This window comes from Chryseobacterium mucoviscidosis (genome assembly GCF_002177115.1).
GTDB lineage: Bacteria > Bacteroidota > Bacteroidia > Flavobacteriales > Weeksellaceae > Chryseobacterium > Chryseobacterium mucoviscidosis.
The window spans coordinates 62,072-73,489 of the sequence record NZ_MVAG01000088.1 but is presented as its reverse complement, the minus strand read 5'-3'; the positions used below and the strand labels follow the sequence as shown (position 1 = coordinate 73,489).

The following is an 11,418-nucleotide window of genomic DNA, read 5'->3' as shown; positions in this document are numbered from 1 at the left end:
TCATGAAAAAGTGTTAAATTTGAGAATCAACATATAAAAGTAAAATGAGATATCATCAGTCGGGAAATATTCCCCAAAAAAGACACACGATTTTCAAATCTCCTGAAGATAAATTTTACTATGAACAGCTTTTCGGGACGGAAGGTTTTCATGGAATTTCTTCGTTATTGTACCATATTCACCGTCCGACACAGATAAAATCCATCGGTGAACCGAAAGATGTAGCCCCGAAAATTGCTGTTGAAAAAAATGTAACGCCAAGAATGTTTAAGGGAATGAACGTAACTCCCGAAGACGATTTTATGGACAGCCGTAAGTTCTTAATGGTGAACAACGACCTGAAAATGGGACTGTCGAAGCCAAGAAAATCAATGGATTATTTCTACAAAAATGCTGAGTGCGATGAGCTTTTATACGCGCACAGCGGAAGCGGAATCTTAAAAACTTTTGTAGGAAATCTTGAATTTTCTGTGGGGGATTATTTAATTATACCAAGAGGAACGATTTATCAGTTGGAACTGCATTCTGATGATACCATTTTCTTCGTGGTAGAAAGCCACTCCCCGATTTATACGCCAAAAAGATACAGAAACGAATTCGGACAATTATTGGAACACTCTCCTTTCTGCGAAAGGGACATCATCACTCCTACTTTTGTGGAACCTAAAGACGAAAAGGGAGAATTTTTAATTAAAGTAAAAAAAGAAAACCAGATTACAGACTTCATCTACGCAACGCATCCGTTTGATGTTGTAGGATGGGACGGTTATTTTTATCCTTATAAATTCAATATCAAAAATTTTGAGCCGATCACAGGTAGAATTCATCAACCGCCACCGGTTCACCAGACTTTTGAAGCCCATAATTTTGTGGTTTGCTCGTTCTGTGCGAGAATGTACGATTATCATCCACAAGCCATTCCGGCTCCTTATAATCATTCAAATATCGATTCTGATGAGGTTTTATTTTATACGGAAGGCGATTTCATGAGCAGAAATCATATCGATTTAATGGATTTTACGCTTCACCCGGGAGGAATTGTTCACGGACCGCATCCGGGAGCTATGGAAAGAAGCATCGGTAAAAAATTCACAGAAGAATATGCTGTAATGGTAGATCCTTTCAGACCTTTGAAAATTACGGAAGAAGCTTTAAAAGTGGAAGATCCTTCTTACAAAACTTCATGGCTGGAAAGCGAAGACAACCATCTTGAAGACCGTTCTCAGGAGTAATAAAGCTTCTGGCGACTGGCTTCCGGCTTTTAGCACTGAAATTATTATCAAAATATATTGAGGACTGAATATTAATATTTCAGTCCTTTTTTTGAATCAATTTAATTAAAACATGATAAAAATCTTCGAATAATAAGACTAAGTAAAAACAATATGAACTATCTTTAAGACTAAGAAAAATTCATAAAAAATTTCAATATGCAAAATTACATCAGCGCAGAAGAAGCTATTTATACCATTAAAAGCGGAAACCGTGTATTTTTTCACGGAAGCGCCTGTACTCCGAATTACTTAATCGACGAACTAGCGAGGCAATCCCACCGTTTGGATAATGTAGAAATGGTTTCTATTACCCAACAGGGAAATGTGGAAATTGCAAAACCTGAGTACAAAGACAAATTTTTCGTTAATTCTTTATTTGTTTCGTCTCCTGTACGCGATGCAGTGAATTCTGACAGAGGAGATTTTGTCCCTGTATTTTTAAGCGAGATTCCTATCCTTTTCAGAAAAAATATTTTACCGCTTGATGTTGCTTTAATTACCGTTTCCCCTCCGGACAAACATGGTTTCTGTACATTGGGAACTTCCGTTGATGTTGCGAGAGCTGCAGTTGATACTGCAAAAATAATTGTCGCCGTGGTCAATCCTTTAATGCCGAGAACGCATGGTGACGGAATGATCCACATCAGCAGAATTCATAAGCTTGTATGGCATGAAGAAGAACTTCCAACCGTAGATTACGGAGCAAAAGTAGGTCCGGAAGAAATGCTGGTCGGAAAAAATGTTGCCGAATTAATTGACGATAAATCCACCCTGCAAATGGGAATCGGAACCATTCCTGATGCGGTTTTGAAATGTCTTCACAATCATAAAGATCTGGGAGTACATACCGAAATGCTGAGTGACGGAGTAATTGATCTGATCCAGAATGATGTCATCAATAATAAATATAAAGGTTACAACGACAATAAAACCATTACCAGTTTCTGTTTCGGAACAAGAAAACTGTATGATTATGTAGACGATAATACGGTATTTTCTTTTGATGATGTAAGTACGGTAAATTTCCCGATCAATATCATGAGAAATAATAAAATGGTTGCGATTAACTCGGCGATTGAAATTGATCTTACCGGACAGGTTTGTGCAGATTCTATCGGAACGATGCAGTACAGCGGAATCGGCGGACAGATGGACTTTATGAGAGGAGCAGCATTAAGCGAAGACGGAAAACCGATCATTGCCATTACTTCGAGAACCAAAAAAGGAGTGTCCAGAATTGTTCCTTTCCTTAAACAGGGAGCCGGAGTGGTAACCACAAGAGGACATATTCACTGGGTTGTAACGGAGTACGGTACTGCTTATCTTTACGGAAAAAATTTAAGACAGAGAGCTCAGGAATTAATCAGCATCGCGCATCCCGATGACAGGGAAATGCTGGAAAAAGCTGCTTATGAAAGGTTTAAGCAATAATTTTTTCAATATTTCACCCGATTTTCAGTTTCTATGTCCTAAAAAAAATACACCTTCAATTTAACATAATGAAATAGTCGGAAAAATTCAGTTAAATGGCAGTATATTTGCTAAAGAGCTTTTAAAAACAGGACATTGAAAACGATATATAATTCGATAAGAGAAGAGGTTATAAAACATCCCAAAGTGAAAAATTCGGTTCTGGGAAATGTACAGGAATGGAAGCGAAGCCATTATATTATTCTTTCTGAAATCATTAAAGATGAACTTTCTGAGGCTGAAGAACTTAAAGGCGGAAAAAAGTTTGAAATTGGGAATACGATTTCCCATGTTACCCTTCAGCGTTTTTTTGAAAATGATTATCAGGACAAAACGCACAACGATCTCCGGTTTCTGAAAACACTGGATAAGATCTGTATTTTTCTGGGGTATAAAGATTTAAATGCCTACATCCAGTTTGTAAAAGAAAAAAGACAGGGGAATGAAGAAAACAACAACCAGAAGTTTTTCCAGATGGTGTATGATTACTGCGCTACCGTTTTTGAATTTTATAAACAGTTTCCGGATCATAAAACGGAACTCTTCAAAGATTTGGTTTTTAATGAATCCCCCTTTCTGGAAAGAGCATCGCACTTCAGCAAAGAATTGTGCGACAGGGATTTTCATCTGGTAACGAAAAATAACCGTTCGAATTATGAAGTATTCGATATCCATATCGTGACGGATGAACCGGACAAAAAAATTCTGGAATCTCAGGAATTCTGGAATCTTCTGTTCAAAGTAGGAGCAACAGATGAAGAGCATTTTGTAAACCAACTGAATACCCAAATCTATTTCATCCGCAAAATAGACAATGTCTGGAAAATCTGGGATAATTATAATCCCGACGCAGGTAGATTAAACAATATAAAATAAATAAAGCCGCAGGGAAAACCTGTGGCTTCATTTTTCGAAATATTTTTTTTTCATTTGTTAGCAATACAAATCTATAAACATTATTACCAAAACAATAAACTTAAGCATACTTAAATGAACTTTTCTTTACGATTATGTTAAATTAACCTAACGGGTGTTTGTTAATATTTTTCGTATTAGTAAGAAATTCGTAATTTGCATTCCCATAAATATAAAAGTAAAAATAGAAATATGTCAACACTTACATTTGCCGAAAAAATTGCTCAGGCTGAGAATTTTTTACCAATCAACGGTACAGATTACATTGAGTTTTATGTAGGAAATGCTAAACAGGCTGCACATTATTACAAAACCGCATTTGGTTTTCAGTCTGTTGCATATGCTGGTCCAGAAACAGGAGTAAGAGACCGTGCTTCTTATGTTCTTCAGCAGGGAAAAATCAGACTGGTACTTACCACAGGACTTAAGTCTGATTCTCCGATCAATGAGCACGTAAAAAAACACGGTGATGGAGTGAAAATTTTGGCTCTTTGGGTAGATGATGCTTATTCTGCGTTTGAAGAAACCACAAAAAGAGGCGGAAAACCTTATCTGGAACCTGTAACATTAACAGACGAAAACGGTGAGGTAAGAATGTCCGGAATTTATACTTACGGAGAAACCGTTCATATGTTTATCGAAAGAAAAAACTATAACGGTCCTTTCATGCCGGGTTACGAAAAATGGGAAAGCGATTACAAGCCTGAAGATGCAGGTTTATTGTATGTAGACCACTGCGTAGGAAACGTAGACTGGGACAGAATGATTCCAACAGTAGAATGGTATGAAAAAGTAATGGGGTTTGTAAATATTCTTTCTTTTGACGACAAGCAGATCAACACAGAATATTCTGCTTTGATGTCTAAAGTAATGTCCAACGGAAACGGTTACGCAAAATTCCCGATTAACGAACCTGCAGAAGGAAAGAAAAAATCTCAGGTAGAAGAATATCTGGACTTCTACGAAGGTGAAGGAGTACAGCACATTGCAGTAGCTACAAAAGACATTATCCACACCGTAACAGAATTAAAAAAACGTGGTGTTGAGTTTTTATCTGCGCCGCCTGAAGCCTATTACGATATGGTTCCTGAAAGAGTGGGACACATCGACGAAGATCTTAAAAAACTTCAGGAACTGGGAATTCTTATCGATCATGACGAGGAAGGATATTTGCTGCAGATCTTTACAAAACCTGTAGAAGACCGTCCTACCCTATTCTTTGAAATCATCGAAAGACACGGAGCGCAAAGCTTCGGAGCCGGAAACTTCAAAGCATTATTCGAAGCATTGGAAAGAGAACAGGAAAGAAGAGGAAACCTGTAATTTTATTTGTAATATTGAGTTTTGTCAGGATGAACAGTCTTGACAAAACTTTTTTTAAAAAACACATTAATATGAGAAAATTTTTAATAGGAATGTTATTTTTAGGAGCAAGCTTTGGATTAAAAGCGCAGTACGGTTCACTAAATGATATTCTTACCCGACTTGAAGAAAGAAAGGGAGTCAACCAGAATCTGGAAGCGGTAAACATTGACAATAAAAAGTTTGTCTACATTAACGATGAAGCAGACCATACCGAAAGGGATTTTATTGTTATTAAAGGAAACAAAGCGACTTATGTAGAAGTTTTTGACGATAAAGCCACCGGAGAAAGCAGTTCTAATGTTTTTTCAGGGGATATTGTAAGAAACAAAAAGAACATCATTTCTTTAAGAGCGGATCTTCTGGAAAACAAAAAAGTTCCGATCCCCGTTACCAAAACATTGCTTTTAACAAGACAGGACAATATTCTGTACCTGATCGACGTAAATACAAAAGCGCGATGGATTGACGAAGAATCTTTTTCTAAAGTTAAAAACAAAACCAAATCTAAAAAGTAAATATTTTGAACGCTTAAACTGATTAAAAAGCCTTCAGAATATTTAAAATTTAAAATCTAACGGATTTGTATAAAATCCAAACTAAATTCTAAAATTATGAAATCATTTGTAGAATATTCATCAGATTCAGATTTTTCTATTCATAATATTCCGTTTGGTGTAGCGGTTTTCAACAAAGAATACATCGGATGCTGTACAAGAATCGGCGATCAGATCATCGATCTTGCAACGTTATACGATCTGGGATATTTCGAAGAAATCGAAGGCTTAGGCGATAACGTTTTCGAAGCCTATACCTTAAATGAATTCATCGAACTTGGAAAGCCTGTAACGAATGCCGTTCGTTTAAAAATTCAGGAATTACTGCTAGAAAATTCTATCTTATCAAAAGATGAAAAAACCATCGAAGAAGCTTTCTATGAGCTGGATCAGGTAAAAATGATGATGCCGGTTCATATTCCGAATTACACAGATTTTTACAGCAGTATCGAACACGCAACCAACGTGGGAAAAATGTTCAGAGATCTTGCGAATGCACTGCTTCCTAACTGGAAACATCTTCCGGTAGGTTATCACGGAAGAGCTTCCTCTATTGTAGTGTCAGGAACGGAAATCAACCGTCCGAAAGGTCAGATGAAACCCGCAGATGTAGAAAAGCCGATATTCGGACCTTGTAAACAATTGGATTTCGAACTTGAAATGGCATTCATCATCAATAAAAACACCGAAATGGGCGAAAGTATTTCCACCAAAGATGCTGAAGACGCGATTTTCGGGATGGTGGTTTTCAACGATTGGTCGGCAAGAGATATTCAGTCTTGGGAATATGTTCCGCTGGGACCATTTTTAGCTAAAAATTTCGGTTCCTCAATTTCGCCGTGGGTGGTTACTCTGGAAGCTTTAGAACCATTCAGAACCGCTTCTCCTACACAGGATCCTGAAGTTTTGGATTATCTGAAATTTGAAGGAGATAAAAATTACGACATCAATCTTGAAGTCTATCTTCAACCTGAAAACGGAGAGCAAAACCTGATCTCCGAAAGCAATTACAAACACATGTACTGGAACATGACGCAGCAACTGGCTCATCACACCGTAAACGGCTGTAACGTGGAAGTCGGAGATCTTTACGCGAGCGGAACCATTTCAGGAAGCGATCCGAGATCTTTCGGTTCCATGCTGGAATTAACGTGGAGAGGTCAGAATCCGATTCAGTTAAACAACGGTGAAGAAAGAAAATTCATCAACGATAACGATACGGTAACCATGAAAGCCTGGGCTGAAAAAGACGGGGTAAGAGTTGGTTTCGGTGAAGTTTCAGGGAAAATTATTCCTACTGTTTAAATATAAAATTTTTTAGATAATTTTTAACACATAAGTCACAAAGAAGATTTTTTTATCTGCATAAGAGAACACATTAGTTTGAAAATCTACAGATTTTCATTGAATCAAGGCAAAACACAATTATGGAAATTACTAAGAAATACATCAATGAGCTTACGTATAAGATAATTGGTGCATGTATAGAAGTTCATAAAATTGTTGGTCCCGGTCTTTATGAAGAAATATATCATAAATGTTTAGAAAGAGAATTTGATCTGCTTGGCATAAAATATAAAAGTGAACTTGAAATTCCACTAATCTATAAAGATTTAAAGATTGACTGTAAGGTTAAATGTGATTTTCTAATTGAAAATACTATAGTATTGGAAATAAAATCCGTTACAGAATTTCATAACATTCACAGAGCGCAAACAATGAATTATATGAATTTGCTTAAAGTTTCAAAATCAATTCTTGTAAATTTTAATGTTTATAATCTTTATCATGAAGGAACGGAAACATTTGTAAATAAAGACTTTGAAAATCTGTTATAAATGAAAATCTATGGATTTTCAAACTAATGTGTACTAAATATTTTCAATATTTTGAACTTTAAACTTATGTGACTTATGTGTTAAAAAAACAATATAATAATGAAAACACTCATCCCATCAGAAATAACTCCCGTGCAACTGCAAACGGTTATGCAGACTGCCGTTTCGCCGCGTCCGATTGCATTGGCATCAACGGTTGATAAAGACGGAAACAGCAATTTGTCGCCGTTCAGTTTTTTTAATATGTTCAGCACGGTTCCTCCGATTTTGGTTTTTTCACCTTCGAGAAGAGTTCGTGACAATACCATCAAACATACGCTGGAAAATGTTCTGGAAGTTCCGGAGGTGGTGATCGGCACAGTTAATTTTCCAATTGTACAGCAGATCTCTCTGGCTTCAACGGAATATGAAGAAGGCGTTAACGAGTTCATCAAATCCGGTTTAACGATGAAAGATGCAGAGATTATTAAGCCTAAATTAATCGAAGAATGTCCTGTAAATTTTGAATGTAAAGTGCTAGAAGTAAAATATTTGGGCGATCAGGGTGGTGCAGGAAATCTGGTGATCTGTGAAGTTCTGAAAATCCACATCCGGGAAGAATATTTGGATGAAAACGGAAATCTGGATCAGGCAAAACTTGATATGGTGGCAAGATTGGGAAGCAACTGGTATTCCAGAAATAAGGCAGACAATCTTTTTGAAGTTCCAAAACCTCTTGTAACGAAAGGAATCGGTTTTGATCTCCTTCCAGACGAAATAAAATTCAGCAGAATATTCACAGGAAACGACCTGGGAATGTTGGCGAATGTTGAAATCTTACCGGCAGGAAACTATCATTCCGACGAGAATGTTCATCTGGAAGCTCAGAAATTATTACTGGAAAGTAAAATTGAAGAAGCGTGGAAAATTCTGATTTATTAAGGGATTTATGAGAAAATATTTCTTATTATTAATGATATTGCTGGGTTTACAGTCATGCTACTATCCGGTTAGAAAAGATTATGGAATTTACAGCAAATCGCTCGTATTTTCAAAAGATCAAAAATGGCTGATAAACAATATCAATACTACGGTTGATGCGCACCACCGGGAAATGATGACTGCAGAAACCATGAAATTATTTACTCAGTTAAGTGAAGGAAAAGCCTATGATTTAAAAACAGCAAAATCCGAAAACTTACTCAGTCATGATATTCCGTTCAGTCCGGAAACGGATGATCTGGAAGACCTTAAAAACAATTCCGATATCAATTTTCTGGTGAATATTTATACTTTCAAAGTTAGAAACGGTTTAGACCATACTTTAGGCGTACAAGACGAATACAGAAAAAATGAAACATTTGCGATGATGGATGTTTATGACATCAAAACATTGAAGAAGATCTACACCCTTAAAGCCTATTCGGAAGTTTCTGTAGAAAAAGGTGAGAAAGCAACCATCTTTACACCGTCTACTGAAATGATGACGATGAAAAACTTCAGAAGTCTTTTAAAATCGGTAAAAAAGAATGCGATCAGGATCAACAAATAAAAAGGAGTGAAAAATTTCACTCCTTTATTTTTTTAAAAGCAACACTGAGAACGTCCGTTTACAGTGACGATTGTACCATAATCGTTTGGACATCCAGAAGCGATACAAGTACTGTCTCCATCGCTGAGATAGAAATTATAACATCCTACAGGCGGACAAATAGGTCCTTGCCCTACAATACTCTTTTTAGCTTCTCTGCTCAATTTTTTTAAATTTTTCATAGTGTACGATTTAGATTTGTTGATATCACTAATGTATGAAAAATTTTTAATTTGAATATGAATTATTTATAAATCCAGAAAAATCATATTTTCTCTTTAATGAACATAATGCATTTTTCTGTAACTTCATTGAGATCTTTTGGCAGTTTTGACTCTTTCCAAGGTTCTTTTGCTCCAAAAGTATGATTGGCATTTTCAACCAGATGCAGTTCAGAATTTGGGTTCAGAATATGAAGATGTTCTGCGCTTTTTACATTCACTGCTTCGTCTTCCGTCCCATGAATGATTAAATAATGTACTTTCGCCATCTCGGTTGCCCTTTCGACATCAAAACGGTGAAAATTATTTTCAAAATCTTCATAAAACTGATAATAATGAGGCATTTCCTGCTTTGTTCTTCCATTTATGACATAATACACTCCAGCTTCCTTCCATTTTTCGAAGGCATCGTTTTTCGGGAAACGATCCAGTGTATCTACACTTGCAAGCGTAATTAAACCATGAATTCTTTCATCCTCAAAACTTTTGATGATTGAAATTCCTCCTCCCCTGCTGTGACCGATCAGGATAATCTTATCAGCATCTGCTTTTTCATTTTTAACGAAGTAATCAATCACGGTTCCCAGATCCGAAAGCTCCTTAGAATAATTACTATTTCCAAACGCTTCAAGATCAGCAAATTCATGAGGATTTTCAACTGTTGTTCCGTTGTGCGAAAAATTAAATTTAACAAAGAAAAATCCTGCTTCCGCAAACTTTTCAGCCATAAGATTCCAAGCGCCCCAATCTTTGTAGCCTTTATAGCCATGAACGAAAATGACCAACGGTAATTTCTGTTCTGTTTCCGGAAAAAAGGCATCGGCGAGAAAATCTCTGGTTTCAGGATTGGAAATAATGATATTTTGCTTTTTTGTGATCTGCATATTGTATTGTATAATAATGTATTAAAAACTTTTTTTGTTATTCCGACAAAGCATTAATAGATGCGAGCTTAGCTCAGAATAACAATAATAATTTCGAAACAATCAATTTTTACTTAAAAATAGTATAAATAGAAATAAAGACAAAGGAATATCTTATTTTTGCCTTATGTTGGATTTAAGAAAGGTAACCGTCATGCGTTATATTCTGCCGCTTCGGGAGGGAGGTTCTCTGCCTGCTCTGGCAGAAGCAGATGATGATTTTAAATATGTTCTGAAATTTCGTGGAGCAGGTCACGGAGTAAAAATGCTGATCTCTGAACTGATCGGCGGAAAGATTACAGAAATTTTGGGATTGAAAATTCCCGAGCTTGTTTTTGTGAATCTGGATGTGGATTTCGGAAGAACCGAAGCCGATGAAGAAATTCAGGATCTTTTGAAAAATTCCGAAGGTCTTAATCTGGGGCTTCATTATCTTTCAGGTTCCATTACTTATGATCCGAGTGTGAAGATCGATCCGCTTCTCGCTTCGAAAATAGTCTGGCTGGATGCATTTATCACAAACATCGACCGTACTTTCAGAAACACGAATCTGCTGATGTGGCATAAAGAACTGTGGATTATTGATAACGGAGCTTCTTTTTATTTTCATCATTCATGGCAGAATTTTGATGCGGCAGCAAAAACACCTTTTAAATATGTAAAAGACCATGTTTTGCTTCCACAGGCATCAAAACTGGATGAAGCCGATCTGTTTGCCAAAGAAATACTGAACGAAAAGGTGTTTAGGGAAATTGTGAATATCATTCCCGAAGACTGGCTGCACTGGAACGATGCGGAAGAAACGCATGAAGAAATCCGTGAAATCTATTTCAACTTCCTGAAGACCCGATTAGAACATTCTGAAATCTTTTTAAACGAAGCTAAAAATGCAAGAGGATAAAATCTACGAATACGCGGTGATACGATTGGTTCCAAAGGTTGAAAGAGAAGAATTTTTCAATATCGGACTGGTAATGTTTTCAAAAAAAGAAAAATTCATTAAGGTGGAATTTTACCTCTGTCCGGATAAATTTAAGCTGATGAGAAGCAAAATAGACTATGAAGACGTGATCCAGAATCTGGAAAGCTTCAAAAAAATCGCTGACGGCGCAAAAGACGGCGGACCGATTGCACAGCTTGAAATACCTGAAAGATTCCGCTGGCTGACTGCCGTAAGAAGTTCTGTTGTTCAGACTTCAAGACCTCATCCGGGAAAATCCAGAAATCTGGAAAATACTTTTGGTAGGCTTTTTGAGGAGTTAGTAAAATAATACCCTCAAAAAAATAT

13 protein-coding genes are annotated in these 11,418 nt (G+C 36.6%); 11 read left to right on the top strand and 2 right to left on the bottom strand.

Annotation, left to right across the window (positions count from 1 at the left end; genetic code table 11):
* Positions 1–44: 44 nt before the first annotated feature.
* The 9 genes from B0E34_RS05535 (at position 45) to B0E34_RS05495 (ending at position 8,947) form a co-directional block, all read left to right on the top strand.
* Positions 45–1,232 carry a homogentisate 1,2-dioxygenase gene (locus B0E34_RS05535; RefSeq protein WP_087707691.1) on the top strand — a complete coding sequence of 396 codons (1,188 nt, stop codon included), beginning with the start codon at positions 45–47 and terminating at the stop codon, positions 1,230–1,232.
* 198 nt (positions 1,233–1,430) lie between these two features.
* Positions 1,431–2,705 (top strand): acetyl-CoA hydrolase/transferase family protein, encoded by a 1,275-nt coding sequence (locus B0E34_RS05530; protein WP_087707688.1) that lies wholly within the window; start codon positions 1,431–1,433, stop codon positions 2,703–2,705.
* A 135-nt stretch (positions 2,706–2,840) separates the two neighbouring features.
* Positions 2,841–3,620: a hypothetical protein gene (locus tag B0E34_RS05525; protein ID WP_087707685.1), complete on the top strand. Its 780-nt coding sequence runs from the start codon at positions 2,841–2,843 to the stop codon at positions 3,618–3,620.
* A 231-nt stretch (positions 3,621–3,851) separates the two neighbouring features.
* Positions 3,852–4,982, top strand: coding sequence for a 4-hydroxyphenylpyruvate dioxygenase (hppD, locus tag B0E34_RS05520; RefSeq protein WP_087707682.1), 1,131 nt, complete (start codon positions 3,852–3,854; stop codon positions 4,980–4,982).
* A gap of 71 nt (positions 4,983–5,053) precedes the next feature.
* Positions 5,054–5,539 carry a hypothetical protein gene (locus B0E34_RS05515; protein ID WP_087707758.1) on the top strand — a complete coding sequence of 162 codons (486 nt, stop codon included), beginning with the start codon at positions 5,054–5,056 and terminating at the stop codon, positions 5,537–5,539.
* 96 nt (positions 5,540–5,635) lie between these two features.
* Entirely contained in the window at positions 5,636–6,883 is a 1,248-nt protein-coding gene (fahA, locus tag B0E34_RS05510) for a fumarylacetoacetase (protein WP_087707679.1), read from the top strand.
* 122 nt (positions 6,884–7,005) lie between these two features.
* A complete protein-coding gene (locus tag B0E34_RS05505; RefSeq protein WP_087707676.1) occupies positions 7,006–7,416 on the top strand; it encodes a GxxExxY protein in 411 nt (136 codons plus the stop codon).
* 99 nt (positions 7,417–7,515) lie between these two features.
* Positions 7,516–8,337: a flavin reductase family protein gene (locus B0E34_RS05500; RefSeq protein WP_087707674.1), complete on the top strand. Its 822-nt coding sequence runs from the start codon at positions 7,516–7,518 to the stop codon at positions 8,335–8,337.
* A gap of 7 nt (positions 8,338–8,344) precedes the next feature.
* Positions 8,345–8,947 carry a hypothetical protein gene (locus B0E34_RS05495; protein WP_087707671.1) on the top strand — a complete coding sequence of 201 codons (603 nt, stop codon included), beginning with the start codon at positions 8,345–8,347 and terminating at the stop codon, positions 8,945–8,947.
* Positions 8,948–8,979: 32 nt separating this feature from the next.
* Here B0E34_RS05495 and B0E34_RS21255 read toward each other — a convergent pair whose 3' ends face one another.
* Positions 8,980–9,168 (bottom strand): bacteriocin-like protein, encoded by a 189-nt coding sequence (locus B0E34_RS21255; RefSeq protein WP_442547239.1) that lies wholly within the window; start codon positions 9,166–9,168, stop codon positions 8,980–8,982.
* A gap of 83 nt (positions 9,169–9,251) precedes the next feature.
* Entirely contained in the window at positions 9,252–10,091 is an 840-nt protein-coding gene (locus B0E34_RS05490) for an alpha/beta hydrolase family protein (RefSeq protein ID WP_087707668.1), read from the bottom strand.
* A gap of 166 nt (positions 10,092–10,257) precedes the next feature.
* Between B0E34_RS05490 and B0E34_RS05485 the strand changes: the two genes are divergently transcribed.
* A complete protein-coding gene (locus tag B0E34_RS05485; RefSeq protein ID WP_087707666.1) occupies positions 10,258–11,031 on the top strand; it encodes a HipA family kinase in 774 nt (257 codons plus the stop codon).
* Entirely contained in the window at positions 11,018–11,401 is a 384-nt protein-coding gene (locus B0E34_RS05480; protein ID WP_087707663.1) for a DUF3037 domain-containing protein, read from the top strand. Before B0E34_RS05485 ends, B0E34_RS05480 begins: the two co-directional genes overlap by 14 nt.
* The last annotated feature ends 17 nt before the right edge of the window (positions 11,402–11,418 follow it).

Bases quoted from the DNA above. Each gene is read 5' to 3' on its own strand.
- B0E34_RS05535 (WP_087707691.1), top strand. From the start codon at position 45: ATGAGATATCATCAGTCGGGAAATATTCCCCAAAAAAGACACACGATT.
- B0E34_RS05530 (WP_087707688.1), top strand. From the start codon at position 1,431: ATGCAAAATTACATCAGCGCAGAAGAAGCTATTTATACCATTAAAAGC.
- hppD (WP_087707682.1), top strand. From the start codon at position 3,852: ATGTCAACACTTACATTTGCCGAAAAAATTGCTCAGGCTGAGAATTTT.
- B0E34_RS05515 (WP_087707758.1), top strand. From the start codon at position 5,054: ATGAGAAAATTTTTAATAGGAATGTTATTTTTAGGAGCAAGCTTTGGA.
- fahA (WP_087707679.1), top strand. From the start codon at position 5,636: ATGAAATCATTTGTAGAATATTCATCAGATTCAGATTTTTCTATTCAT.
- B0E34_RS05505 (WP_087707676.1), top strand. From the start codon at position 7,006: ATGGAAATTACTAAGAAATACATCAATGAGCTTACGTATAAGATAATT.
- B0E34_RS05500 (WP_087707674.1), top strand. From the start codon at position 7,516: ATGAAAACACTCATCCCATCAGAAATAACTCCCGTGCAACTGCAAACG.
- B0E34_RS05495 (WP_087707671.1), top strand. From the start codon at position 8,345: ATGAGAAAATATTTCTTATTATTAATGATATTGCTGGGTTTACAGTCA.
- B0E34_RS21255 (WP_442547239.1), bottom strand. From the start codon at position 9,168: ATGAAAAATTTAAAAAAATTGAGCAGAGAAGCTAAAAAGAGTATTGTA.
- B0E34_RS05490 (WP_087707668.1), bottom strand. From the start codon at position 10,091: ATGCAGATCACAAAAAAGCAAAATATCATTATTTCCAATCCTGAAACC.
- B0E34_RS05485 (WP_087707666.1), top strand. From the start codon at position 10,258: ATGTTGGATTTAAGAAAGGTAACCGTCATGCGTTATATTCTGCCGCTT.
- B0E34_RS05480 (WP_087707663.1), top strand. From the start codon at position 11,018: ATGCAAGAGGATAAAATCTACGAATACGCGGTGATACGATTGGTTCCA.